Here is a 26,528-nt window from a genome sequence, read left to right as displayed (position 1 = left end):
CGATATAAATGGAATATGCCTTATCTTTGATTGAAACAAATTGTTTTAACAAATCATGTAAAATGACTCCCTCTTGAAGATTTGTATTTGAACCAATCGCACGAATAGCAGCATTTGGCGCTACTTAAACTCACGTCTCCTTTCACGCTGGAAAACGGACTTATGAACGAAGTTTTATCGATTTTAAGGTATCTTTGAACCGGATTACATGATGTAACAGGGTTAGGGCTGATAAAGGGCAAAAACTTAGTGAGCCGGTGATTGTCAAATTTATCTTCCGTCAGCTTTTTATCGCTCAAAAAAAGCCTCCTTTGAAAACGCATCTATTTATGTATATATGTAAATTCTGTGCATTTGGAGATGACACATGATATCCATAGATTCCTCCCTGCATGGCTCCCTCAACTTTTGTTGAGACACTTGTCCGCAAAAAATGTAAGGGTTTTCAAAATAAGAGCAGTGTGCTAAATTGTAAGATAAGTAAAAATTTTCTGCTAATATTCGAAAGGGGTGTATGATTTGAAAGCAGTAGTAGCAACAAAAGACAAAAGTATAGCGATCGTACAAAAAGAATTACGTCCTTTGCGACACGGTGAAGCCAAAGTTAAGATGGAATACTGTGGTGTATGTCATACTGACTTACATGTTAAAAATGCTGATTTCGGGGATGTTACTGGCGTCACTTTAGGTCATGAGGGAATAGGCATTGTAACTGAGATTGGTGAAGGTGTAGCAAGTCTGAAAAAGGGCGACCGCGTCTCTATTGCCTGGATGTTTGAAAGCTGCGGCTGCTGTGAATATTGCTTAACTGGCCGTGAAACCTTGTGCCGCGATGTAAAAAATGCCGGCTATACAGTTGACGGCGCAATGGCTGAAGAAGCAATCGTAGCGGTTGATTATGCAATAAAGGTGCCGGAAAATTTAGACCCTGCAGCAGCAAGCAGCATTACTTGTGCAGGTGTAACAACTTATAAAGCCGTTAAAGTCAGTGAAATTAAGCCAGGTCAATGGATCGGTGTATTTGGAGTCGGCGGTTTAGGCAACTTGGCTGTTCAATATGCAAAAAATGTCTTTAACGCTAAAGTGATTGCTTTCGACATTAGCGATGAAAAATTGAATTTTGTTAAGAGCTTAGGCGCTGATGCGGTTGTAAACAGTTTAAACGAAGACCCCGTCGCTAAAGCAAAAGAAGTGACTAACGATTTAGGGCTTGATGCTGTGGTCATCACAGCTGTCTCTAAAACCCCTTTCAATCAAGCGATTGATGTTGTAAAAGCAGGAGCCCGCGTAGTCGCTGTCGGTTTACCGGTGGACAAAATGGATTTAGATATTCCCCGTCTCGTATTAGATGGAATTCAGGTTGTAGGTTCATTAGTAGGTACCAGAGAAGACCTGAAGGAAGCTTTTCAATTTGCTGCAGACGGTAAAGTTGTACCTAAAGTGACAAAACGCCCGATCGAAGATGTGAATGATATTTTTGAAGAAATGGAGCAAGGTAAAGTGACCGGCCGCATGGTTATCGATTTTACTTCCTAATCATTAAGGCTGCCGGGAATGATACGGCAGCCTTTGATCTCTATTCTTGCTCAGCGCCCCACCCAGATGTCATTTAGTTCAGAAAAGAAACTTTACAGACCATTCAGCGGTTATTCATTTTGCAAGTATTCTCTGAACTAATCCTGATACCAATATAATACAAGGTCATTCATTGCCGAAGCGTAGCCCTGCTGTCTTAACATAGTTGTTATGCTGCCCCGATGATAAGTTCCGTGATTGGCAACATGGAATAAAATTTCTGAGTAAGCAGTTTCTCTGTAACCTAACCAAGGATTATTTAAGTTCATTTTTTTCTACATCTGTTTGGCTATTCATCCATTCTTCAAACTGTGAAGCCAGTTCTTCATAAGACGCCGCAAATTCATCTGCAGAATATAAATGAGCCCTTTCCGCATAAGCCATAGAACCTTCCAATGCTTCCTGCATGTCTATTCCTTTAAGTACTTGCAGCCACATAACATCCACCGCGCAGATGTGACTGAACGTTTGAGCAATTGTAGGATATGAACTGTGAACCTCTTCATATTCATCTTCACTGAGTAATTTGAGGCCTTTTTCGAACTTCTCTAATTTAATCTACATAATAGTTCACTGAATCTCTCAACAATTTTAGATAAACATCTTCTTTTTATAGAGATGTTCGTTCAATCGACATCCTTGTGATATATATGGTAAAATTTATAGAAACAAAGGAGTGTTGTTACATATGAGTCTTATCATTTTAGCATCCATGCTTTTATGGGGTGCAGTGATCCACGAGCTAAACAAACCTTCAAAAAAGCAAAGTAAACGAAAAATGATCCCTTTGGTATCCCTCAGTTCTTTATCTACTTTAATCATCACAATTTCGCTTTTTTCTAATTTAATTGGTTGATATTTGTTATGAGGAAACCCGCCAGAGGTTCCTCATAACACTAAAAACCTACTCACTGCACTTTTTACAGCAGACCTTATCAGAGTGTTTGCTTAACACTTTATCCATTCTCCCCACAGGCACCTTCTTCTCACTCGGAAGTGTAAGATAAGCTGTTATCTCATCCCCTGATTTTAATGTTTTTCCGCAGATAGAGCATTTTAACTCAGTATTAAAGAAATTTTTTAATCCCATTCATAAGCCTCCTTATTTACCTTTATAAAGTAATACGTTAATGCTTTATAAAAGTTTCACGTTAAAGAAATACTACTTGCCTGGGAATATACTTCGTTTCAGTTGATCCGCAGCCGCCCCGGTCATCGTTGCCTAAATGATATACCTCACTTAATCAAGCAGCTTCTTCCTTATTCTGAACTGGATACGCTGATGTCCCCGCACAGGGTTATCGATCGCCCGTTTTAACTCCAGATACTTCCAGTGAGGAGACCGCCGTTCAATGCAATCTCTGCGTTTCATATTGATTGTAAATCATTAGAGTGAAATCATCTTCATGCTTTGACCAGTTTACTGCAGTGTACGGATTGTTAATTTGTGACATTTATTTGTCCTCTTTAAATTTTTTCTCCTTCTCCCAACTTGAAAAAGAAGGAATTATTTTATAAATATTGTAAATTTATAGCTGTATCACATTCACTATTAAGAGGAAGAATACGAATGAAAAAGAAAATTATTGCCGGCGCTCTTGCTTTTGGGTTAATTCCACTACTGGGGACTGCAGATGTTTCTGCAAAATCCTTGCCAAATCCAGATAAAGTTATGAAACCTGCTGGTTGGTCATGTGACGCTCCGTATATTGCGTGTCAGCCTTTTTCTGGCGGTACCGGTAAGGTTTCATTCAACTATCAAGGCAGCTCTCCAGGAAAAATCAGAGTTTTTGTTGCGAATGACGGCAGCAAATCTTTCAAATTCACCATTAATTATCCTAATGGGAATACACTCTTATCCTCTACGACATTAAATGCGGGGAAAACGTTCATTCAGGAATTCAGCGTTAACCAAAAAGGAGAATACATCCTGAAATATGATAGCGGCACCGGTGATAGTGTCGATGGTTTCTTTAGATCTGTTGAGATCTAAATTCCGTTAGGAAAGTCGGCAGTTTTGCCGACTTTCTTTTACAAGCATTCTGCAGGAATAAACGTAAAGTTTCGAATAAACATACGACCTTTTTGAAACGGAAACTTTATCTGCACCACAAACCCGCAAGCAGCCTCCTTGTATCGTACCTTCCGTCCCTTTGTGATTTGTTTTGATTTGTCGTATACTGCGCTTGCCCGGGAAATGATGAATATTTTCGTTTACTATAATTTCCCTGTACCTCTTCGTATGTGGCTCTGCATGATGAAGTAACTTCATGGCTCACCACTTTCATACACAGTTTTATTGCATGTTTAGCCATATCCCTCCTCTTTAAACAGCAAACCGTCCCATCCATTTCTCTCTTTCAGTTAACCTCCCATTATTTTATTGTTTTAGAAGCTCTTCATTTTAGACATTAACATCCATTTTTTCTTATTTAGACTTAAATCTATGTCGAATTTTATCGTCCGGCATATTATGTACTATCCTAACAACAGGAGGTGGCAATAATATGGGGAACTACGGTGGAAATTATGGCGGAAACTCTTTCGTATTGATCGTTGTGCTGTTCATTTTGTTAATCATTGTAGGTGCTGCATTCCTTTTCTAGCACATTGACGATTTATATTCGTCTCCCAAACATTGCATCCCTTAGTTCGGACAGACGCCATAAGAAGTTTTATGGCGTTTTTACTTTTTAAAAAAACCAATCTGAGATAAACATTTTTTATTTTTACTCTGGTAAGCGGGAGAGTTTCCTCCCCTGCCTGCGCCAAATATTGCCGCTATGAAGAATGAGGCGAACAATCCAAAAGGCGTTGTGATCCATTCTTTAAAAACGATTCCGAAAATCAACAATTCGCAAGAAGTTCCATATAAAATAGCTAAACCAGTGATTGCCCATTGGCTAATATTCTTATCGCCTAAACAATCTGATACATATTCCGTCCAATACTTAGCACTCAGCATGTTTGATGATGGGTCCGTTGTATCTTCTGCAGACTTTTCTCTTTCAAAGACACCAGACTTATCTTCATCTTTAACGCCATTAACCCAATAGGTCATTTTGTTTTGAATAAAGACTTGTTCATGAACATAGCCCCTAAATAATTGTTACTAAGGCGTTTTTAATTCATCGGATTACAGATGTTGTGAACTTAAAAAGGATATTACTCACCTTCATAAAAAGATTTAGTCACTGAAGGGCTCACCCGCAAAATGCGGTGTTCACACATTGAGTCATTTTCACATAAAAAAAACCAGATTCCTCCTCTAAGAGGTTCCGGCTTTTCTTAGTAAAATGCGGGAAATATCTGGTGACGTGCTGCACACCCCCGCTATTATAATATTTCAATAGAGCCTTCTGTTCCATGAACGCGGATTCGCTGCCCATCTTTTATCAATTGAGTTGCATTTTCAACTCCGACAACTGCAGGTAAGCCGTATTCACGCGCGATAACCGCTCCATGGGTCATCAGTCCGCCAACTTCAGTGACCAGGCCTTTTATGGATACAAACAATGGTGTCCAGCTGGGATCAGTATAGGAGGTAACTAATATATCCCCATCTTCCAAATCGGCATCTTCCATGTTTAAAATAACCCGTGCCCGCCCCTCTATGACCCCCGAGGAAACGGGCAGCCCTGCAATCGCTCCGGCCGGGAGATTTTCTCGTTTGTACTCGCCTGTAACGATTTCACCGTCAGACGTGATAACACGCGGCGGAGATAGTTTTTCATATACTTTATACTCGCCTTTTCGTGTGCTGATGATTTGGTAATCCAATTTATGTGTGCGTACGACTTCCTGAAGTTCTTCAAAAGTGAGATAGTATATGTCTTCTTTTTCATGAATAACGCCCGCTTCTGCGAGTTGTTCGGCTTCTTTCAGTAAAGCCTGCTTATAAACGAAGTAACGGCTGATCATGCCGTATTTTGGATATTCTCTGAACCCGCTGAAGTTCCGGATGATGCGGATCATTCGTTTAGTTTCTTTGGCTTTTTGTTCACCATCCGGTAATTGCTTCAATCGGTCTAATAACTCTTGTTCTTTCTTCAACGCCTCCTGCCGCCCTTGCTCAAATTTCCGCTGGCTGGCATTTGGCTCAAAGTTTTTGAGATTATTAAGAATCATAGGGACAAGTGCAGTTGGTTTTTCGCTCCATCGAGTTCTTGTCATATCAATTTCTCCGGCACATCGCATTCCGTACTTGTTGAGATAAGCATAGATAGCGTCACGGGTTTCCCGCCCGCCTTCAAACGTCACCAGCCCATCCAAAAAGTGATCATCTTTTACATTCTCTAAATAGGCAATTACTTCTGGATAAGGGCGGATCACATCGGCGACGTCCAATAGCGCAAGCCCCATTTCTGAAGTAATATTATGGGGTACAGATTGAGAAAGCGTATCTGCTGCGTTTTTTTCACCTAACCACTCGTTCATTTTTTCGTTAATCCATGATGAAGCATCCATTGCAGTTCGAATCAACACCGAACTTTTTGGGTTAAATAGAATCTTCTTTAATTCCTTGATATCTTCCAAAATAAAACGAAATAAATCAGATCCTGATTTCGCCTGGATGTTTTGTTTTAACTCTTCTATTGATGCTTGACTGCTCTTAATCAAATCAGAAACAATTGCCGGATCGTTTTCAGCTTGTTCCGGCATATCTGCATTGCCTTTGCCGGGAATCGGTGCCGTTTTATCAGGTATCGGCTTAATGAAATCATCTCGCTCTATTATGGTCATAAGTGCGTCTTTTAAGAGCGGATCGTGCTGCCCCATGCCTTTTAAGAAAACTTCTCTGACATTAGGGGATGCCAGTTGATGTGTGACATCAACGAATAGCCTTCCGCCGGCTTTACGCATGGGTGCAGCAGTCGTCAACAGAAAAAAAGACAATCCAAGGGGTTTTATGGGATCCGTCATCATTTGCTGATGACCAACAGAGATATAGACGTGATTTTCTTGATCGTTCGCTTCAGGAACGGGATATAACGTTGTGATCGGACGGCTTTGGACAATATAAAAAGTATCGCGGTCCAAACACCATTCGATATCTTGCGGCTGGCCGAAATGAGCTTCGATCTGTCTCCCGATACGTGCCAGCTGTAAAATTTGTTCATCAGTCAGTGTTTGAATCTTTTGCTGATCAAGAGCGATCTCCTGTGTTTCTGTTCCGCCTTCTTTTCGTCCATAGATAGCCAATTTTTTAGTTTCTATTCTCTTATCGACGATTTGCCCGTCCTGTACTTTATAACAATCGGCAGAGACTAAGCCGGAGACCAGTGCTTCACCAAGTCCAAAACCGGCATCGATGGATAGCAGTTTTCGGTTTCCGGTCATCGGATCAGCGGTAAATAAAATTCCCGAAGCCTGAGGGAACACCATCCTTTGGATGATAACGGATAAATAAACTTGGCTGTGATCAAACCCATTTTTCATACGGTAAATGACAGCGCGATCCGTAAATAGGGACGCCCAACATTTACTGATATGCTGCAAGATCGCATCGACGCCGGTAATATTTAAATAGGTGTCTTGTTGACCGGCAAAAGAGGCATGCGGTAAATCCTCAGCTGTCGCACTGGAACGTACGGCATAGGCATGTTCTTCGCCGAACCGGGAGAGATGGCAAGCAACTGCGTTGACTACATCTGAAGGAATTTCTGCTTCGATAATGGTTTGCCGGATTTTTTTGCTGACTTCACCAATTTGATCGCGATTCTCCGCTTTCAGCATGGTCAGTTGATCCAACAGCGCTTGTAACGTTTCGTTTTGTTCAATGGCTTTTTGATATCCTGCGGTTGTGACACAAAATCCTTCCGGTACTTGTATTCCTTGAATTTTTGATAATTCCCCTAAATGTAACCCTTTTCCTCCTACGAGCAAAGGCTGTGTTTTTTCAATTTCGTGAATGCCGAGAACCAAAGAACTCATTCTATATCTCCCCTTCAAAAAAATTTGACAAGAGCTTTTCAGCATGATATAATCATAATATAAGATGGATAACTATGACTTTTCACACAAAAAGCGCGCGTGTTCTGATTATATCACCGTGTCTGTTTTTGTGCAATATAAAAAGAACCTGGCCAATTTGGCGAGGTTCTTTCTTCATTTTTGTCGAAAGCTCTTTAAAGCTGTATTGAGATCTTTTGTGTGAACGTAAATGTTCTTATACAACTCGAATAGTGTTTTATATTTTTGAACATTTTGTTCTTTTGGATAAAATGCAGCTGCTTCATGAATGAACTGCTCTGCACATTCTTCAAGAGAGTCAAACCACCCGCTTCCGAAGGCAGCTAACATCGCAGCCCCCATGGCGGGACCTTGTTCATTCTCTAACTTAACCACCCTCGTATTGAAAATATCAGCTTGCATTTGAAGCCACGTTTCATTTTTAGCTCCCCCGCCAATAGAGACAACCGTATCAACTGATTTTCCCGCTTCGCGGAATAGTTCAATTGATTCATATAAAGAGAATGTGATGCCTTCCATTATCGCCCTCAAAAAGTGCTCTCTTTTATGGGCTCCGTCCATTCCGATCAAGCTTCCCCGAATAGATGAATCAGCATGCGGCGTTCTTTCACCGACTAAGTAAGGAGTGTACAGCAGTCCATTTGCTCCTATCGGAACAGATTCCACTCCCCGCAATAATTGTTCAAACGATTCGTTCGGCGCAAACGTTCTTTTAAACCAGTCCAAGCTGTACCCTGCAGCGAGCGTGACTCCCATCGTATAAAAAGAATCCTTCTTTCCATGATTAAAAAAGTGCACTTTCCCTTTAAAGTCCCTTTCTTTGTCTTCTTCACAGGAAAGTATGACTCCTGACGTCCCGATACTGCATAATGTTTTTCCGGAAGAAAGAATACCGGCTCCGACAGCACCGCAAGCATTATCTGCTCCCCCGGCGTACACTTTTGTTTTTTCCAACAGCCCAGTCTTCGCCGCAACGCTCGGAAGCAGCGATCCTACACAGTCATGGGATTCAACAAGCGGAGGACAAATTTCCGCTGAAATATCAAATTGATTGCAAATCTCATCGCTCCACTCTTTGCGGGTCATATGTAAAAGTAACGTTCCCGCTGCGTCGGAGTATTCAGTGTGAATGGCGCCAGTCATGCGGAATCTCACATAGTCTTTCGGAAGCAAAAAAACAGCGGTTTTGTGAAAAAGTTCAGGCTCATGTTCCTTCACCCATAACATTTTAGGTAATGTAAACCCTTCAAGGACACGGTTTTTTGTGATATCAAGCAGACGATCGCCAAATGTCTCGGTAATCCTGCTACATTGAGGCGTCGTTCTGGTATCATTCCAAAGAATCGCATGACGCAGCACTCGCCGATCTTGGTCAAGCAGTACTAACCCATGCATTTGTCCTGAATAGCTAATCCCGTCAATATCCCCGGCTTGAACGTTGGATATCGAAATCAATTCAGCCAATGCTTCAATTGTTTGCTGCACCCAGTCTTCAGGATTTTGCTCACTATATCCCGCCTTCTCTTGGATGAGCGGGTAACTTTTGGACGTTTCTGCACAAACCTTGCCGTTTTGATTGACTAAAATGGTTTTAACGGCACTCGTACCAAGATCTATTCCAATGACATACTTCATTTTTTCACTCCTTCCTCTCTAAATAGATCCCCATTGAATTGACCCGCCATAACAGTAACTTCATGACGGGCAATTCCGGGAACTTGGCTGCCTGCATCTTTTTACAGCGGGATCTGGAGCTTCTTTTTTCATTATACCTGTAAAATGTATTGATTTAATATCGCTTTTAACCGCTCCTGTCTCCCTGATTCGTTTTTAATTGGCTGATTGTTCAGCGCATATTGCTCAAGTGTCTTAAAATCAGCTCTTCCTTCTGCAATTTCAAGCCCAATCCCTTCAGTAAAGCTGCGGTAACGGTGTTGAATCACATCTTCAAACACACGATCTTCGATTAATTTGTGGGCGGCTTTCAACCCTCTTGCAAATGTATCCATCCCTGCAACATGGGCATATAGTAAATCATCAGGCTCAAAAGAAGATCTCCTGACCTTTGCGTCAAAGTTTAATCCTCCGCTTCCAAGACCGCCATTTTGCAGAATTTCGTACATTGCTAATGTCGCAGAATATAAATCTGTCGGAAATTCATCTGTGTCCCAGCCTAAAAGCGGATCACCCTGATTCGCGTCAACAGAGCCAAGAAGGCCATGCACTCTCGCCATGCGTAATTCATGTTCGAATGTATGCCCGGCTAATGTGGCATGATTGGCTTCGAGATTTAATTTAAAATGATTGTCTAAGCCATATTGCTTTAAAAAGGCAATGGTTGTTGCTGCGTCCGTATCATATTGATGGGTGGTCGGCTCTTTTGGTTTTGGTTCAATCAAAAACTGCCCTGTATACCCGATTTCCTTCGCATAATCCACTGCCATATGCATAAATCTGGCCATATTATCAAGCTCAAATTTTAAATCGGTATTTAACAAAGTTTCGTACCCTTCACGTCCGCCCCAAAATACATAGTTCTCGGCGCCAAGCTCTTTTGCTGTTTCTAATCCTTTTTTTACTTGGGCTGCGGCATACGCAAATACATCTGCGTTACAAGAAGTCGCCGCACCATGGACGAAACGGGGATTCGTAAACATGTTTGCAGTATTCCATAATAACTTAACGCCGCTGGTTCTCATGTAGTCTTTTATCATATCCACGATTAAATCCAGATTTTGATTTGTCTCTTTTAACGTACTTCCTTCCGGTGCGATATCCCGGTCATGAAAAGCAAAAAATGGCGCATCCAGTTTTTCAAACAGCTCAAACGCTGCATCTACCCTCGCTCTCGCCAGATCCATGCCTTTATAGTGATCCCACGGTCTCTGCATCGTAGCTGCGCCAAAAATGTCTGTGCCGTCAGCGGTAAATGTATGCCAATAGGCAATAGAAAATCGCAAATGCTCTTTCATCGTTTTTCCGCCAATTACTTCTTGAGAATTATAGTATTTAAATGCTAAAGGATTCGTGGATTCTTTCCCTTCGTAAATCACTTTGTTTGCGCTTTCAAAATAGTTGACCGAACCGGAATGAGAGTGAGCCATGTGTGATTTCCCCCTTAAAAATAAATTCTAAACATGATCATTCAAATACAAATGCTTTTATATCATGTTGCACATTAGTTTGTTGTCTAAACAAACTAACTTATTTTCATCTTATATAACCTCATCAGTATTTTCAATATTTTTTTTAGTTTTTTACGAACACATTAGATATAATAAAGGTTGGATTCGCTATGTACTGCGTTTCGCACGATAACACAGAACGTTCAACTTAATTTAAAGATTATACAAATGGAGTGGATGAAGTGGATATCGCTGATCAAGCCTTTGTCAAAAAAGTTAACCAAAAGTTATTACTAAACGAAATACTTAAAAATTCACCTATTTCAAGAGCAAAATTATCTGAAATGACCGGATTAAATAAATCAACTGTTTCCTCACAGGTAAACACATTAATGAAAGAAAACCTCGTATTTGAAATAGGTCAGGGACAATCAAGCGGCGGCAGAAGACCCGTCATGCTTGTTTTTAATAAAAAAGCAGGATACTCCGTAGGAATAGATGTTGGCGTGGATTATGTTAATGGCATTTTAACAGATCTTGAAGGGACGATCGTCCTTGATCAACACCATCATTTGGAATGCAATTCTCCAGAAATCACTAAAGATATTTTAATTGAGATGATTCATCACTTTATTGCAAAAATGCCGCAATCTCCATACGGTCTTATTGGTATAGGGATATGCGCGCCCGGGCTGATTGACAAAAATCAAAAAATTGTTTTCGCTCCGAACGCCAACTGGAGAGATATTGACTTAAAATCTTTCATCCAAAAGAAGTTCAATGTGCCCGTTTTTATTGAAAATGAGGCAAATGCCGGCGCATATGGAGAAAAAGTATTTGGTGCTGCAAAAAATCACGATAACATTATTTATGCAAGTATCGGTACAGGAATAGGGATCGGCGTTATGATCAACAATCATTTATATAGAGGGGTTGGCGGATTCTCTGGAGAAATGGGACATATGACAATAGACTTTAAGGGTCCTAAATGCAGCTGCGGAAACCGAGGCTGCTGGGAATTGTATGCTTCAGAGAAGGCTTTATTAACATCTCTTCAGACGAAAGAGAAAAAAGTGTCCAGCCAAGATATCATAGACCTTGCCCATCTGAATGATGTTGGAACTTTACAGGCATTACAGAATTTTGGTTTCTATTTAGGAATAGGCCTGACCAATATTTTAAATACATTTAATCCGCAAGCCATCATTTTAAGAAACAGCATCATTGAATCGCATCCTATGGTTTTACATTCAATTAAAAGCGAAGTGTCATCCAGGGTTTATTCCCAACTAGACAATAGCTATGAATTATTACCATCTATCTTAGGAAAAAATGCCCCTGCTCTAGGAATGTCCTCCATTGTTATCGATCATTTTCTCGACATGGTTCATAACTGAAATGTACATACTTCTATGTTTTAAGCTCATCTTTAAAGATGGGTTTTTTTATTCTAGGAGTATTTCTGAATCAATACTGACATGGGCACCTTCTAATATGAAAAAGGAGTTCTAAAATAGAAATCTCCTTTTTCATGTGCTAATTATTTTTCTTTATAACGAAAATATCTGAAGTCGGCCGAAATATGATGACCGCTCGTATCTTGGCATTGCATCCCTACAAAAGCTCCTGTAAAGAATCCCCCGCCGCGGATGTAATCATCTGATAATTTTTTCGATTCTAATGCAATGTCGATTTTGTGCCAATCTTCTTTGTTAAATGAATACAAATAATAATATTTTTCGTTTTCAATATTCACTTTTAAATAGACATACTTGACTTCACGAGGAATCACAATTTTATTTTTTAAAGGTTGTGAAAAAGAAAAGTTATCACATATCGTTAATTCAAGAATACGACCAAGTTCTTCATCATGTGTGACTTGAAGAGCCGTCCAATTCTCTGTATTGTAATAGTTCACCAAACCAGCAGCTTGCTGAAAATTTTCCGGATAAAACGCAACAGCCGTTTCCGCTTCAAAATGGAGGCTTTGCCAGCGTCTGGCTACAAATGCCTGAGTAAATGTCGAAGTTAAGGATTCATGGCCATATAATCGTAAATGATTTGGCGCTTGAGTTAATGAACCTAATTTCTCCGTAAACGGGATTCTTAACGTTTGAAAATTGATATTTAATGTTGCATCCTCAAATTCATCAACTTCCGGATACGTGTCTTCAAACATTGTTTCTGGTATAGAAGGCGCAACCACCTCCAAGCTCCCTTCTTTTCCGCCTGCTACATATGGCCAGCCATCTTTCCAATAGAGTTTTTGAATAGCAGTTTCTCTGCCCAAAGGACAATATCCCCTCTGCTGAAAAATTGAATCATCGTCCGGATGAATGGGACGTCCCGTTAAATGAGCTAAATACCACTCACCTGTATGTGTTTGTACAATGGATGCATGTCCGCATTTTTGCAGCGGATTTTCCGGCGCATGCCATGACGTTAAGATAGGATTATCGGGATGAACTTCATATGGGCCCTCAATATTTGCAGAACGGGCAATTGTAGCAGCATGTTCGAACCGCGTTCCTCCTTCTGCGGTTAATAAATAATAATAGTTCCCGATACGGTAAAGGTGCGGCGCTTCTGTCAGCTTTCTTTCGGTTCCTTTAAATATCACTTTCGGTTTGCCGATTAGTTTTCGCTCCTCATCAGAATATTCCTGCATGACAATGCCTCCAAAGGAGTGCCGATCAATACGCTGATCCCATAACATATTTAATAAATATTTTTTCCCATCCGTATCATGGAACAAAGAAGCATCAAAACCCGAGCTGTTTAATGTGATCGGCTCCCCCCAATCACCATCAATCGTGTCACAAGTCACTAAATAATTGTGGCAATCTTTCCAGGCGCCATCTACAACCTTAACATCCGTATAGATCAGCCAAAACTTTCCGTCGCTGTAACTTAAACATGGCGCCCAGACCCCGCCTGAATTAGGATTTCCTTTCATGTCTAATTGCGAAACTCTCTGTAATGGATGTGCAACTAAGTGCCAATTGACTAAATCTTTTGAGTGGTGTATCTGGACTCCCGGAAACCACTCAAATGTAGATACAGCGATATAATAATCCTCTCCAACCCTGCAAATACTCGGATCGGGGTTGAATCCTTTAAGTACTGGATTGATAATCTTCATTTTGAACTCCTCCTCAGCTATTTTCTGTTGACTCATCATGTTTTAAGCTTTGAAATCGTCAATATGATCCAAATAAACTTTGTCTCTATTCTCTAATTCTCGAACCATGCTTTTATATTTTTTCTCATCTAAGTTATAGAAATTAATATCAATCATGGCCAGAACCAGTAAGAACACGGGAATAATGGTTGTTGTAATTAAAATTCCCGTCAATGCCTCCGGCGTTTGCACCTGATTTGCCACATATCCAAACTGATCTAGAACCAAACCCGGTACAACCCCTCCCAAGGCCATGCCGAATTTAAAGAAAAATCCGATAATAGCGTATATGAGACCGCCCATTCTTTTCCCGGTCTTATACTCTCCATATTCTATTGTTTCAGGAATAAGCGCCCACATATATCCCCCGGCAGTGAGACTTCCTGCAGCAGCCAGCAATCGAAAGGAAAGTATCAGGAATACATTACTTGACGGAACGAAAAGTAAAGCTAAGAGGCCGATCATATTCAGTAATAATGCATAGTTTAGTAATTTCTTCTTCCCTAATAATTGATGAAGCTTTGGAATAAACGGTAAAATGACCAAAGCAGGCAAACTTCCCAACAAACCGTACCACTTCACTAAATCCGCTCTTTCTAAATTATACGTTACGTAATAGATGCCAACCGAATTACTGATTGAATTCACTCCAAAAATAATAATAAAGAAAATACTTAATACAACTAGAGGCCGATTAACACGAAATTGCTCAAATATATCCGAAAATTTAATTTTTTCTTCCGATTTTTGAAGCGTGACACGCTCTTTTGTGCTTTTAAAACAAAAGATTAAAAGGCACCCGCCTATAACTCCCATAATACCCATGGTTAGCTGCCAGCCAAGAGATTCGCTGCCGGAATTATCGCTTAAATAAGCAGCCAGTAAGGGAACAAAAAATGCAACGACAAGTCCTCCAAGATTTGCAAATAACATACGGACAGACGTTATACTAACAACTTCTTGATTATTTCTGGTCATTGCAGATGTTAACGCGCCATATGGCACGTTTATCATGGTGTATGTAAGCGATAAGCCGACATAGGTGATATAGGCATATATTAATTTCCCCATATCCGAAAAATCCGGGGTTGTAAAACAGAGTATTGCCAATATGACAAAGGGAAAAGCTCCGAATAAAAGATACGGTCTGAAACGGCCAAACCTGCTATTTGTTCTGTCAACTATTGTTCCGATAAAAGGATCAGCGAGAGCGTCGATGATTCTAACCACTAAAAACATCGTACCGGCTGTTGCTGCCGATAAACCAAATACATCTGTATAGAAGAACAAAAGATACGTAGACACTGTTGCATAAATTAAATTACAAGCAAAATCTCCAGACGCATATCCAACTTTTTCAACCATGCTGATCTTCTTTACATTTTCACTGAGCATGATTTCTCCCCTTTTCGATCCTTTACATAAGGAACATGATGAAATGGTATAACATTTTATTTAAAATTATCGGCCAGTGAGCGGTGTATAAAAGCGCTTTCAAAAAATGACAGCGGTTTACTTTCACAGAGCATTTTCAACATCCAAATGGTGATCAGATAGCAGTGAACAAGATAAAAGCTTGGCTTTCGCTTTTTATATACCTCCAATTAAATCGAGCCTCTTATCCCCCTCCCATTTAAGACCTTTACATGATGGACAATTAAAGTGGTTTTATTAGTTTGTTGACCGAACAAACTAACTTGATTTCATATTATAAAATCTTTTCTGCTTTTTCAACTCTTTTTTCAGAGAATTTAAAACCGACCAAAGGACATACCATGTTGTAATTGCCGACTGCTTCGACAGACGTTAAGTAAAAATCCCCCTGTGTCACCTGACTGACTTATTACATGATAAGCACTTCCATCATCTTTTGTTTAGAAAAACTTATTAAGAAACATGCACTTGAAAAAATGCGAATCATATATAAGTGATATCCCGTTTAATTGGTTGAGGAGGATATTATGAAACCTATGCTGCCTTTTGAAAAATATTTTGGGGATTTAGAACTGGTTTATGCATTTTATGGAGCTATGCCTACCGGTGTTACTGTTTCAGAAACTGGTCGTATTTTCATTTGTTTTCCGAAATGGGGAGACGATGTTAAATTTACGGTGGCGGAGATAGTTGGGGATAAATTGCAGCCTTATCCTGATTTACAAACCAATTTGGTTAACCCTGAGAATATCAAAATGACTTTCATCAGTGTCCAAAGTGTAGTTACTGAGGGAAGAGGAACGCTTTGGGTACTAGATACGGCGGCACCCAATTTTTCTGAACCAATTAAAGGCGGGGCAAAATTAGTCGCTGTTGATTTAAAAACCAATACAATCAGCAGAGTTTATACCTTTACAGAAGATGTTGTCCTTCCAACAACTTACCTGAATGATGTCCGATTTGATTTTCGTGTTGGAACTGCAGGTTATGCCTATATAACGGATTCTTCTTCCAAAGGACCAGGAGCGATTATCGTCGTGGATTTAGAAACCGGAAACGCATTTAGACGGTTAAATGGAGCAAATCCAACTTCACCGGATTCCTATTTTATACCGAAAGTAGAAGGCAAAATTTTGATGAATCGTAACAGGGATGGTTTAACTTCCCCATTTAGGCTGGCATCCGACGGTATTGCGATTTCTCCTGACGGAAAGGTATTATTTTTTTGTCCACTGACCAGCCGTCATCTGTTCTCGATCTCAACAGAAGCCCTGAGAGATAGAAATATACCGGACATGGATTTACTTTATCATGTGGCGTATTGGGGAGAAAAAGGCGCGTCTGATGGAATGATTACAGATGCAAAAGGAGCCATTTATGCCGGAGATTATGAGAACAATAGTATTCGAAAGATGCTGCCGAATGGCACAATGGAAACCATCGCACATGATCCGAGAATTTTATGGCCGGATACTTTTTCGATTGGTCCGGATGAATACTTATATGTCATCGTGAACCAATTACATCGGCAGGCTAGATTTCATTATGGAAAGGACTTACGACAGAAACCTTATAGTTTACTTCGTATCAAAATTGATGAATTTCCTGCTCCTGCTTTTTGAAAATAAAAATGGCCGGTTCAATTTTAGAACATAATTGGCTTCATTTAGCCTTCATCCTAAACCGAATAAGGGATTACAATAAATACGTGTCCTCAATTATGGAGTTAGATTCATAACTTCAATTTTTTTGGTCATATTTTGGTCAAGGACCAAAAATGTTGTTCTTTTAATCTTATGACCAAAACCAAAAAATCCCCTGACACCAATAGTGCCAAGGGATTGAGAGATTAATACTGAGACATATATTGTTCGCGCTCCCACGGATGAACCTGTGTGCGGATTATAACCTAGACAATATTTCAATGTCATAATGCATGATAAACGTTGAATTAAAAAGGTTTTGTTATTTGTCTTCGAATAACAAATCATCAAGGATATTATATTTGTGGGTGTCTTTGTGGGCGCCCACATCTATTTCTTTTTAGATTTTTATTGTAATCTAAAGGTACATATAACGGGATTAATTACATTTTTTCACTTTATGAAGATGAGGTCTGATAAAAAGAGACAACTCCCATTATCATTAACACGATGACTATCCCTAAGATGCTCCATAATGTTATTTTAACGCCTTTTGTCATATTATGACCCCCCATCTTTTAATTGAGACTTGATTTTTATTATGTGCCGACTGGCTTTTCAGCTACATGTTTATTAGAAAACCCCATAAAACCCGCAACAGCTACCCCGTTCAAACAAGCAACAGATAATGCCGCAAAAAGAATTCTCTTTTTCATCAAATTCCCTCCAACTGCTTCATTTTCTTTTCAGCTAAAATAGCTTTATTAGAAAACTTTAGAGCCTCTTTATAAAATCCCCTTTCTTCAAATTTTTTTGAAGTGATTAGAGCTAGATCGCGAATGCTGTCAAAGTCATTTTGTTCTGCTAATCTGTTCATATGACTGTGAATCCGATCAACACGCTCATTTAAAGGACTTTGTGAAAGCTCATGAATAATATTTATTTTAGCTTCGTATATTTTATTTTGTTTTTGTCTAAGATTTTCCTGTCCCTTTTTCAAATAATATGATGCTTTATTGTTTTCCCCCATCATCACCAGCTCTTTTGCGATCATATATAATGAATTTATATAATACGATAATCCACACCACTCTTTATTTCTTAATGCATGCTTAATGGCATTAAGACAATCTTGCGGCCGCTTCGCTTCTGAATATGTAATGCTTAAATTGTGATGAATCATAGCCACGAAAAATGAATCTTCCAATTTCTTTGCCACTTTAATTGCTTGTAAATAATGTTCCTCCGATTTTTCGTATTGTCCCAATTCAGTGTAATTATGAGCAACCACCATTAAAGACGTCGCAAATTGCTTCAAGTAATTTTCATTATTCTTAAAGATATTCATTGCATTGGTTATATAATTTAACGGATGTTCTGGCCCAACATCATGTACATAGAGGCAACCTTTGAATAAAATTCTGCAGCTTCAATTTCATCCGGTATTAATGAAAGCTTTTTTTCAACGATATTAAATAAACTTATGGCGCTCTCGAAATTTCTATTATATGACTCGAAAAGCGCTTCAAATAAATAAAAATAATATTCAATCATATGGTCTGTTTTTAGGATTTCATCAGCGTGGTTCTCATTAAAGTATGAATGAGGCGGCAGCTCCTCCCCTTTAACTTACAAAAGCATTTTATGCCTTTCTTCCAGCAGAGAATAATACATTAAAACCTCTTGATCCTCTTCCATTTCATCTAAAAGTGGTTTGATCTCTTCAAAATATTTCTCAGCAGACTCAGCGTCTTGTTGTTTTATCGCGATATACCAATCATTTAATATATTTGCAACTCTTTCAGAAGCCAGTTTACTCATACGATAAACCCCTCTTTCTACAAATATTCTAAATTTTCTCAAAAAACATTATATGTTTAGCATAATATGTAATATATAGAAATAATTTTCGACATGCCGCAATTCCAATCAGAGGAAAGGGCAATTCAACCTATTTTTTAAAGTTCGAATCAAAGGCTAAAAGTAAAAATAAACCAAACCAAAAGAACTATTTTGTATTTGGAAGTTTTGTTATGTATTTACTCCGGGTTTCATCGTGGTAAAATTTTGAATAACATTTTATCACGAAAGGATATGATCATGAAAATCATTGAAGCAACCACCCTGCTTTCTGCCGCCAAACAACGCGCAAACGAACACAAAGAATTGCGCAGCCAAATGACGAACCTGAAAAATGCGTTCCAAGGCATGGCAGACCTGGGCGACAGCGATTTTTCGGGCAAAGGCGCCGATAACATCAAAGCTTTATTTCAAGATCACGCTGGCGTCACAGATGAATGGCTGGAATTGATTGATATGAAAATTGCGTTTCTCACAAACATAGAAGCTATGATTGAAGATGCCGACCTTTCAGACTCTTATGTGGAAGAATCTTTCCTTGAACATGAATTGACAAACGCACTTGATAAATCAAAAGCGATTATGCAAGAGCAGCGCAACGAAATGAAAGGTATCCTTGATGAAATCGCAGATATACTGCCGCTCGATCTCTTTTCAACCGATAACGCGGATCAAAAATTAGATAATTCTGATACAACCCAAAAATTGGTGAGCTGGATAACAACCTTTCAAATAAATATGGGCTGTTAGAAGCTAATGAGGCGTTCATTATGGCAGATTTTCAGGCATTACAAGATGCGACAGGGAAAGGCAAAAACGCCACCCCGCTCAACTATAATGCCAAGGCGTACCGGGAAAGTGAAATCCACCAGATGCAAGCAGGATTACATAAACAGTCGTCCGAATATCTTTCGTTCAAAAAGCAACAGGCTGATGAAAGAAGAATTGTGAAGGAACAGGAAGAGCTTGCGAACAGGCCTTGGTACGAAAAAACATGGGATGTTGTTTGTGATTTTACAGGTGAAGTTACCGGATATTATAATTATAAAAGGGCGGCTGATGGAGTTGACCCCGTTACAGGTGAAAAACTTACTGTCGGGCAACGGGTCGCAGCCGGGGGAATGGCTGCTGCAGGGTATATTCCGATTGTCGGGTGGGCCGGAAAATTAGCCAAAGGCGGAAAGGCTTTCTACTCAACGAGCAAAGCCATTTATAGGGCAGACAAAGCGCTTGATATCTATAAAACACCTAAGACATTCCCTGCCCTTCAAAACTACAGCAAAGGACTTTATGGACTTGCATCTGCAAATGGTTTTAGTGAGGCTATAACTGGCCGGGATATGTTTGGAAATAAGATTTCTGAGGAGAGACGTGAGAACAGTTTTAATAGCGCTCTAGCTGCTCTTGGACCTGTAGGAGCAATTGGAACGGGAAAAGTATTGAAAGCAAGCACAGGAGCCGGCAAATCTTCAAACCTCTATCATGGGATAAAGATTTATATTCTACCAAAGCAGCTAACGGCTTAGGAAAATCACATATTGATCCGGAAACCGGAAATCTTGTGCCAATAAATAAAGAAGGTATATATAAAGGCAGACAAGTCACAGTAACAGAACATATTTTAGGAGGATATAGAGAAGCTCAAAAGTCCAATAGTCCATACACCAATTTCACAATGAATAAAAATGTAATAACTAATTACGGTGATAATTCTATTGAATTGAATCTGCCGGCTTTGCGAAAGGCCATTCAATCAGGAGAAGTAAAAGGAGTAGCTATTTTATCTCCGAAACAAATTGAACGTCTAATTAAGAATGATAAGCATTCAGATTATTGGAAGAAAAGGGCTCTTAGTTGGACAAAAAGGGATACTGAATATTTAATAAGAGGCGAAATACCAAAAGAGTATTTTAAATTGCATCAAAAGGAGTCAAAATAGATGATTTTATATTTTAAAGGTACGAAATTAGGAGAAATTCATGATGTTTCCGGTGAGGGAATGTGGATGTATGGAATTCTAAAACCTGAAAAAGAAATTGAAGTTTTCAGGGATCTATTTAATGATCTTATAGATGAAGAAGGACAACTTGATGAAACTCGCTACGATAAAGAATGGTTAGAAGATGAAAATTGGTACATCATTGACGAGAACAGCAGCAAACGAGGAATCATTGTTCCTGCTGTTTACCCTGACGGAGCAATTAACTGGAGATGGAATTAATAAAGACTCAAAAAACTTATAGTAACTTTAAAAGGGAGCCATCGCTCCCTTTTTTTCACTGAATTACAGAACTTTCTAATGTGTATGATCCGCCAGTTTTTGCAGTGCTATATCCAGCAACCCTCATGCTATAAGTATAGCTTTTACTGACTGCAATAGTATACTTCGATAATTCTGAGGAATCATAAGAATTTACAAGAGTTACTTTTCCAGTATTTGTATCTTCTTTGTAAATACTAACTTTTAACGGAGTTGTTGTACTATCTTTAGACAAATAAAACTTTACTTTTGTAGCTGCTCCCGGATGGAATTGCCACTCATGTCCTTCTTTAGCAGCAGCGGCATCAGCAAAAGATCCACTTACCTTGTCATTAAGAGGCAGTACACCTTTAAATTCATAGGCTGATGCACTTCCCATAGCAGTAAACATCAAAATCAGAACAAAAAACATTGATACTAACGACTTTTTCATTTCACATTTCCCCCTTTTAAAATTAAGTCACTGTAATAATACCCGCCTTCATTTAACAAATCCTCCCATTCGAATTAAACTTCATAAATTTGACACAATATAATAATAAAGGATACTACTAACTCCTGTTATCCTTCAATTTCTCTTCAATTTTCGCTTTTGTCTTAGGCCCATAAATGCCGTCAACAGTCAGACCATTTACTGACTGGAACCGCTTGACTGCATTTGCTGTTTTGGGACCATACACGCCATCAACACCGTTATTCTTTGTCCCCTTATCCGGGTAGAAATAAAGAGCCGCCAACGCTGTCTGTATTTGTTTTACGGCTGTGCCTCTGGTTAATGGGTTGGTGACTCTGAAAACACCGTCAGGCAGGGGGAATTTTGGCCTTTCCATCTGCTTAACCTTCAGTTCATTTAATATGAAAGAATCTCTGATTGAAGGAAACGGGCTGATACCAGCGTCAACCGATTCCTTCAAAAATTTAAAGAAAAGTCTAAGCGTGGTTTTTTCACAAAAAAGAGGTTCAATTGGCTGTAGCTGGAAAATAAAAACGAATGGATCATCAAAACAAATAAAAAACGAGAATACAATATGGAGTTTATCAATAGCGATGACATACCTTTTTTTCGTGTAGCATATGAATGAGGATTATATCTCCAAATTATGGAGTAATTTTTTATTGTTTTGTGGGTGATACTTGATTTATATTAAGATGTTAAACTTGTTAAGAAACCAAAAAATCCCCTGACACCAATAGTGCCAAGGGATTGAGAGATTAATACTGAGACATGTATTGTTCGCGCTCCCACGGATGAACCTGTGTGCGGAACATATCTTTTTATATTATCAAGGTTCAAAAATGTTGATTTAACAAGGTTTACAAAGTTGTTTAGAGGTCATATTTTCATCAAATTTCATTAATTATAATGTTCCAGTGGTCAAACGGTGGTCAATGATGGTGGTCATTGGTGGTCAAGCCTCCGACTAAAGGTAATCAAAAAATCCCTCTATTTTTCAAGAGGGATTTAACAAAATTCGATCCTATTCAGTCGGCTGTTCCAATAACCATTCAAGAAGAAATTCTTTTGTTTGTTTCGCAGGAAACATCCACTTTCTCCCCACTTTTCTTTTGGGAAATCTTGGGTCAAAGAAGAATTTCTCCTGTATTGTATTCCAGCACATTTTTGTATTTTTAATTAAATCATCAGTATCCCAGAAAAGCAATTCATTATCTAGCTTATTTAAATGCTTCTCCAATTCTTCAAGGTATAATTTTTTAATCTCCGATTCATTCACCTTAACTTCTAGCATATAACCCTCCCACTTATTTCACCTTCTTTATCAAATCATCGCAAAGCTTGTTCAAGTAATATGTATAGTTAACTTTTTTCTTCATCGAACGGACTTCTGTGCCGATCTCTTCACAAATTGCAATTGGAATGCTGGCTTTGTTTACTTTATTCTTATATGTATGTTTCAACTGTTTTTCAGCTATGTTCTTATATGTAAGGAAATCATTAATATGTACGAAATAAACTTTGTTTTCTGGCTCTCTAAACTGAAACAAAAAGCCAGGGATTATGTTTGGGAATTGCATGGCCTCTTTTAAGTGTTTAATCTGTTGCGGCTTTATGATTTCCTCTCGAAAGGCTATAGACTTGTCTTTTGTTGATTTAAGTTCTAATGGAAATAAGTACCCCTTAAAGTGCAAGAAGCAATCATATTTGTTTTTTGATACTGCAGCTCCCCTTTTTAAAAACATTGGGTTAACATCTTTAATTCTGTAGAAGAACAGCTTTTGATCCGTAGCTGATTTTTCAATATTTGCTTCAAAAACCTTACCCTGGTTTGTACCTGCCAATCAATCACTCTCCTAAAATATTGAAAATAAAATTGAAATTAGAATAAACCTTTGCTACACTGTTTTATGTTAATTAATATTGAAAGAAGTGTACGAAATGAAGCAATGGACGCCCCTGCGCCCTCGTTTAAATGAATTAATGTTTGAATATGACCTCACAGTTGATGACCTTTTCAAACGCACAGGATACCCGAGACAACGTATCCACGATTATATAAGTGGAGCTAAAGCAAATATGAACTTAGCTACAGGCATGACTTTTGCTGATGCCATTGGTTGCTCAATTGAAGAGCTGTACGAATGGAACCATGAAGAAAGAAGAAAAGTTAAATCTTAATCCCTTTTCGAGCCCATCTGATTTCCTGCATCAATTCTTCATTATTATCTGAAAGGTTGATTAGGTTACGGTGGGCTCTTTCGTATTCTTTGTTCTCGAGAGCTTCCTTAACCGTGCTCATTTGCCTTTCCATTTTGTTGTACAGTGTTTGAATTGTATTATTTACTTCAGCTATTATCCTCCACCTCTAATCATCTCATTTTATTTTTATTCTAAATAATCTTATAATGTGTCTGTGGTATTCCATAATCATTCCCCTTGCAAAAAACCGTTCCAGTGTCTGATGCAATTACCTCTTTGACTACCCATTCGCTTCCAACAGGGTAGATAATGTGGCCCCAATGACCTTGTGATTCCTTTGTTACTCTAATTTTGTCCCCTTTCTTAACTATTGACATGACCGCTTCCTCCCTTTATGCCTTTCATTAAAAGACCGATTTTATTTAAATATCTTACCTACCCTTGAAATGCTCTTCATAATCTTCATTTGATGTCTTCAGTATCTTCCATTACCAAGAGCTTATATTGCTCCCATGTAAGTCCCAAGTACTGGTGTAATTTTAAATCAGTATCGCTCTTATGCCATTCATCAACTAACTGATCAATATTTTCTTTTGTGAGTTTCATTGAAATAACCCTCCCCATATTACACCTGCTGCAATTGCAACAATGAAAACTGAAACAAATTTTATTACACCAATATACACTGCAAATTTAATATCCCCTTCGGAATCCACATTTGCTAAAAACACAAGCCCAAATACAACTAATAAAACCCATGCAGTAACAATCATCTACTTAGAACCCCTTTCGACTGTGTAACCACCGGTAATATCATTTAAGATCGCGCTATTTGAAGAAAGCTGCTTGCTCTCACTATCTTTATTTTTAGTGTAATTAATAAAATCCTCAAATTGGTTTAAATACACTCCGTAAGCTGTGTTGTTCAATTTATCAATTGTTTCGTCACTTGGTTTCAAAAACCAGCTATCAGTACCTTGTCCATACACTTCAAAAATTTGAACAATTACGTCCTTATACTCAAAGTAAGCCAGTTTATTTTCAAATTCACATTCCTCATCAACTGGATTTCCTACATGATTTGTCGCATATTCCATCATTGAAGTAAGCATGTAACCTAATTCAACATCCGAGAAACTTAGCTGTGGTTTAGGTGTTCCATAGTAAATAACCGCTTCATTAAATACTCCTCTTTGGTTCACTTCTTTAATGATTTCCTCGATAGCCGTGTAGCCCTCATGAATGATGAAATCTCTTTGCATCTCATCCATTCGTCTATACTCCTCTAATAAACTTGCTATCTTAAACTCTGTATTCTTCATTTAACTCCCCCTTGTGCAAATCAATTATTTCTGGTACTCGTTGAAAGAAAGTAATAATGCAATCCCTAGCATCATACGGATATTCGCAATCAATTTCGGCACTGGATATGTAAATTTCATATTCTATGCTGGATATTAGTTGAGGATTATAAGGTAGCTCGAACTGTAAGTACCTCTTCACATTAGGTAACTGCTCATTGACAAACTTCAAGAACTTCTTCTCATACTCAGGAATCTGTTCATATAATTTGTTTACATGTTCTTCAATTGTGTTTGCGTGCACTTTGTACAAATTCTCGAACAGTGTTTTGTTGATGTCCATTAACTCACTTAGAGCTTTAACAGCTCTCTCGTTTCCATTTAGAGTAACACCCCACCATTTATCCAAATGCACTTAATCATCCTTTCTATATAGAATCAACATTTTATGCATTCACAGCAAAAGTCCAATTTTTACATCATCGACGTAGTCAAGGTCAAGTGTCAGTGTTTCACCTATTCTCAAACCCAACGAGTTTTCACTTTCGTTTTTAATTATGATATGCCCTGAGTCAAAGTTGATATTTGCAACTTCAAACCATGAATTATTGTATAGTGCTTTTCCAATCACAATAGCAATCCCTCTCTTCCGTATAAAATTAGAAGAATCAACTTTTATTCATTAACTGCTTCACATTTTAAAGAGTTTGTATCTACGCAGATATAGTTGCCATTTACGTAAATCGTTGTTAATCCACCTACTCCATCCGTTTCATGACTAATAGTAATACTATCTTTCTTACAGTCACCCATAATTTCAAGATTGTCTTCACTACCAAAACCAACCGATTTACCGCTAAACTTTATCATTCGTATCCCTCACTGTATAAAATTAGAATTTCATTCAGTAATATGGAAGTCAAAATCCAGATCGCTAATGTCAACGTGTTTTTCTTCGCCATCAGGTAACTTTATTTTCACTTCCGTATTAATTCCGAATGATGTATGTTTAATTTTTTCAAGTATCTCCACTTTTTCATTGTTCAACCTTGCTCTATTAAAATTCAAAATTTGTTCGTTAAACTCTATTTTATACGAGTCCCCGATATCTTCATTAATATCACAAATGCTTATATTCAGTTCCTTCTCTTGAATCAGACTCAAGAGGTACTCCCTCACTTTTGTTGCCAACTCCAAGGTAAACCAATGAAAACTCTCTTTATACTTTCTACCCAGCTGTATAGAAAAGGCGGCGGGCTCATTATCCAGAAAATAGATTCTGTACCCTACATATGAATCGGTACAATACCAATTGCCAACCCAATAGCACTTTAGCCTGTCCTGCTCAACATATGGTACATTATCGAGACCTAATTCGCGCCCAATATCCTGCGTGTCGACCTCACTTTCATTTTGTTTTGATTTATCAATTTTATTAGCAATATCAATTAGCTTCATTTTGCAATCCCCTTTCTTTCCCATGATTTAGTCCATGTTAATTCATCAGCCACGACCAATAG

At 38.6% G+C, this 26,528-nt stretch carries 27 protein-coding genes and 3 pseudogenes; 9 read left to right on the top strand and 21 right to left on the bottom strand.

What is annotated here, in order from left to right; translation table 11 throughout:
• The first annotated feature begins 519 nt into the window (after positions 1–519).
• A complete protein-coding gene (adhP, locus tag NYE28_RS10115) occupies positions 520–1,536 on the top strand; it encodes an alcohol dehydrogenase AdhP (RefSeq protein ID WP_327943176.1) in 1,017 nt (338 codons plus the stop codon).
• A 137-nt stretch (positions 1,537–1,673) separates the two neighbouring features.
• On the opposite strand, the pseudogene NYE28_RS10110 reads toward adhP, so the two are convergent.
• Together NYE28_RS10110 and NYE28_RS10105 are read right to left on the bottom strand one after the other, a co-directional pair.
• Positions 1,674–2,082, bottom strand: a pseudogene (locus NYE28_RS10110) (DinB family protein); the annotation flags it as partial.
• 397 nt (positions 2,083–2,479) lie between these two features.
• The gene (locus tag NYE28_RS10105) at positions 2,480–2,665 is read right to left on the bottom strand and encodes a hypothetical protein (RefSeq protein WP_337681077.1); all 186 of its coding nucleotides are present in this window, start codon (positions 2,663–2,665) and stop codon (positions 2,480–2,482) included.
• Between the two features lie 480 nt (positions 2,666–3,145).
• On the opposite strand from NYE28_RS10105, the gene NYE28_RS10100 reads away from it, so the two are divergent.
• Entirely contained in the window at positions 3,146–3,568 is a 423-nt protein-coding gene (locus NYE28_RS10100) for a hypothetical protein (protein ID WP_025284779.1), read from the top strand.
• Between the two features lie 514 nt (positions 3,569–4,082).
• Entirely contained in the window at positions 4,083–4,181 is a 99-nt protein-coding gene (locus NYE28_RS10095) for a YjcZ family sporulation protein (protein WP_072589120.1), read from the top strand.
• 80 nt (positions 4,182–4,261) lie between these two features.
• Here the strand turns inward: NYE28_RS10095 and NYE28_RS10090 are convergent, their stop codons facing one another.
• The 4 genes from NYE28_RS10090 to xylA all read right to left on the bottom strand — a co-directional run bounded on the left by NYE28_RS10090 (position 4,262) and on the right by xylA (position 10,652).
• On the bottom strand, positions 4,262–4,636 hold the full coding sequence (locus tag NYE28_RS10090; protein WP_237562747.1) for a hypothetical protein: 375 nt from the start codon (positions 4,634–4,636) through the stop codon (positions 4,262–4,264).
• Positions 4,637–4,911: 275 nt separating this feature from the next.
• Positions 4,912–7,509 carry a phosphoenolpyruvate synthase gene (gene ppsA, locus NYE28_RS10085; protein ID WP_342490470.1) on the bottom strand — a complete coding sequence of 866 codons (2,598 nt, stop codon included), beginning with the start codon at positions 7,507–7,509 and terminating at the stop codon, positions 4,912–4,914.
• 174 nt (positions 7,510–7,683) lie between these two features.
• Positions 7,684–9,183 (bottom strand): xylulokinase, encoded by a 1,500-nt coding sequence (gene xylB, locus NYE28_RS10080; protein WP_132105981.1) that lies wholly within the window; start codon positions 9,181–9,183, stop codon positions 7,684–7,686.
• Between the two features lie 131 nt (positions 9,184–9,314).
• The gene (xylA, locus tag NYE28_RS10075) at positions 9,315–10,652 is read right to left on the bottom strand and encodes a xylose isomerase (RefSeq protein WP_015239909.1); all 1,338 of its coding nucleotides are present in this window, start codon (positions 10,650–10,652) and stop codon (positions 9,315–9,317) included.
• 263 nt (positions 10,653–10,915) lie between these two features.
• On the opposite strand from xylA, the gene NYE28_RS10070 reads away from it, so the two are divergent.
• On the top strand, positions 10,916–12,070 hold the full coding sequence (locus NYE28_RS10070) for a xylose repressor (protein WP_007410360.1): 1,155 nt from the start codon (positions 10,916–10,918) through the stop codon (positions 12,068–12,070).
• Between the two features lie 143 nt (positions 12,071–12,213).
• On the opposite strand, the gene xynB is transcribed toward NYE28_RS10070, so the two are convergent.
• Positions 12,214–13,815, bottom strand: a complete 1,602-nt coding sequence (gene xynB / locus NYE28_RS10065; protein ID WP_015239908.1) for a xylan 1,4-beta-xylosidase — start codon at positions 13,813–13,815, stop codon at positions 12,214–12,216.
• 42 nt (positions 13,816–13,857) lie between these two features.
• Positions 13,858–15,249, bottom strand: coding sequence for an MFS transporter (locus NYE28_RS10060; protein ID WP_007410362.1), 1,392 nt, complete (start codon positions 15,247–15,249; stop codon positions 13,858–13,860).
• A gap of 566 nt (positions 15,250–15,815) precedes the next feature.
• Here NYE28_RS10060 and NYE28_RS10055 point away from each other — a divergent pair.
• Complete coding sequence (locus NYE28_RS10055) at positions 15,816–16,910, top strand: L-dopachrome tautomerase-related protein (RefSeq protein ID WP_151280575.1); 1,095 nt, start codon at positions 15,816–15,818, stop codon at positions 16,908–16,910.
• 736 nt (positions 16,911–17,646) lie between these two features.
• Here NYE28_RS10055 and NYE28_RS10050 read toward each other — a convergent pair.
• On the bottom strand, positions 17,647–18,249 hold the full coding sequence (locus NYE28_RS10050) for a tetratricopeptide repeat protein (protein WP_059366946.1): 603 nt from the start codon (positions 18,247–18,249) through the stop codon (positions 17,647–17,649).
• Between the two features lie 311 nt (positions 18,250–18,560).
• Positions 18,561–18,752 carry a hypothetical protein gene (locus tag NYE28_RS10045; protein WP_160223069.1) on the bottom strand — a complete coding sequence of 64 codons (192 nt, stop codon included), beginning with the start codon at positions 18,750–18,752 and terminating at the stop codon, positions 18,561–18,563.
• A gap of 279 nt (positions 18,753–19,031) precedes the next feature.
• On the opposite strand from NYE28_RS10045, the pseudogene NYE28_RS10040 reads away from it, so the two are divergent.
• The 3 genes and pseudogenes from NYE28_RS10040 to NYE28_RS10030 form a co-directional block, all read left to right on the top strand.
• Positions 19,032–20,218 (top strand): annotated as a pseudogene (locus NYE28_RS10040) (T7SS effector LXG polymorphic toxin); the annotation flags it as partial.
• Positions 20,219–20,352: 134 nt separating this feature from the next.
• Entirely contained in the window at positions 20,353–20,730 is a 378-nt protein-coding gene (locus NYE28_RS10035; RefSeq protein ID WP_160223068.1) for a hypothetical protein, read from the top strand.
• A complete protein-coding gene (locus NYE28_RS10030) occupies positions 20,731–21,012 on the top strand; it encodes a hypothetical protein (RefSeq protein WP_059366950.1) in 282 nt (93 codons plus the stop codon). It abuts the gene before it with no gap.
• 55 nt (positions 21,013–21,067) lie between these two features.
• Here the strand turns inward: NYE28_RS10030 and NYE28_RS10025 are convergent, their stop codons facing one another.
• From NYE28_RS10025 to NYE28_RS10010, 4 genes and pseudogenes are all read right to left on the bottom strand, one after another.
• The gene (locus NYE28_RS10025) at positions 21,068–21,484 is read right to left on the bottom strand and encodes a hypothetical protein (protein ID WP_160223067.1); all 417 of its coding nucleotides are present in this window, start codon (positions 21,482–21,484) and stop codon (positions 21,068–21,070) included.
• Positions 21,485–21,602: 118 nt separating this feature from the next.
• Positions 21,603–21,866 (bottom strand): annotated as a pseudogene (locus NYE28_RS10020) (peptidoglycan-binding domain-containing protein); the annotation flags it as partial.
• Between the two features lie 663 nt (positions 21,867–22,529).
• Positions 22,530–22,799 (bottom strand): hypothetical protein, encoded by a 270-nt coding sequence (locus NYE28_RS10015; RefSeq protein ID WP_014417981.1) that lies wholly within the window; start codon positions 22,797–22,799, stop codon positions 22,530–22,532.
• Between the two features lie 13 nt (positions 22,800–22,812).
• A complete protein-coding gene (locus NYE28_RS10010) occupies positions 22,813–23,349 on the bottom strand; it encodes a hypothetical protein (RefSeq protein WP_342490469.1) in 537 nt (178 codons plus the stop codon).
• 97 nt (positions 23,350–23,446) lie between these two features.
• Between NYE28_RS10010 and NYE28_RS10005 the strand changes: the two genes are divergently transcribed.
• Positions 23,447–23,686: a helix-turn-helix transcriptional regulator gene (locus NYE28_RS10005; protein ID WP_014470254.1), complete on the top strand. Its 240-nt coding sequence runs from the start codon at positions 23,447–23,449 to the stop codon at positions 23,684–23,686.
• A gap of 212 nt (positions 23,687–23,898) precedes the next feature.
• On the opposite strand, the gene NYE28_RS10000 is transcribed toward NYE28_RS10005, so the two are convergent.
• The 7 genes from NYE28_RS10000 to NYE28_RS09970 all read right to left on the bottom strand — a co-directional run bounded on the left by NYE28_RS10000 (position 23,899) and on the right by NYE28_RS09970 (position 26,466).
• Positions 23,899–24,084 (bottom strand): hypothetical protein, encoded by a 186-nt coding sequence (locus NYE28_RS10000; protein ID WP_342490468.1) that lies wholly within the window; start codon positions 24,082–24,084, stop codon positions 23,899–23,901.
• Between the two features lie 85 nt (positions 24,085–24,169).
• Positions 24,170–24,313, bottom strand: a complete 144-nt coding sequence (locus tag NYE28_RS09995; protein ID WP_342490467.1) for a hypothetical protein — start codon at positions 24,311–24,313, stop codon at positions 24,170–24,172.
• The gene (locus NYE28_RS09990; RefSeq protein ID WP_338706621.1) at positions 24,310–24,480 is read right to left on the bottom strand and encodes a hypothetical protein; all 171 of its coding nucleotides are present in this window, start codon (positions 24,478–24,480) and stop codon (positions 24,310–24,312) included. Before NYE28_RS09990 ends, NYE28_RS09995 begins: the two co-directional genes overlap by 4 nt.
• Positions 24,481–25,029 carry a hypothetical protein gene (locus tag NYE28_RS09985; RefSeq protein WP_038458489.1) on the bottom strand — a complete coding sequence of 183 codons (549 nt, stop codon included), beginning with the start codon at positions 25,027–25,029 and terminating at the stop codon, positions 24,481–24,483.
• Complete coding sequence (locus tag NYE28_RS09980; RefSeq protein WP_342490466.1) at positions 25,010–25,417, bottom strand: hypothetical protein; 408 nt, start codon at positions 25,415–25,417, stop codon at positions 25,010–25,012. Before NYE28_RS09980 ends, NYE28_RS09985 begins: the two co-directional genes overlap by 20 nt.
• Before the next feature lie 266 nt (positions 25,418–25,683).
• Positions 25,684–25,878: a hypothetical protein gene (locus NYE28_RS09975; RefSeq protein ID WP_205164359.1), complete on the bottom strand. Its 195-nt coding sequence runs from the start codon at positions 25,876–25,878 to the stop codon at positions 25,684–25,686.
• Between the two features lie 30 nt (positions 25,879–25,908).
• Entirely contained in the window at positions 25,909–26,466 is a 558-nt protein-coding gene (locus tag NYE28_RS09970; protein WP_342490465.1) for a hypothetical protein, read from the bottom strand.
• Between the last annotated feature and the right edge of the window lie 62 nt (positions 26,467–26,528).

The sequence above is a fragment of the Bacillus sp. FSL R5-0443 genome, assembly GCF_038608285.1.
GTDB classification, from domain to species: Bacteria; Bacillota; Bacilli; order Bacillales; family Bacillaceae; genus Bacillus; species Bacillus velezensis.
Note: the sequence above shows the minus strand (reverse complement) of the source record. Positions and strands in the feature narration are given on the sequence as shown.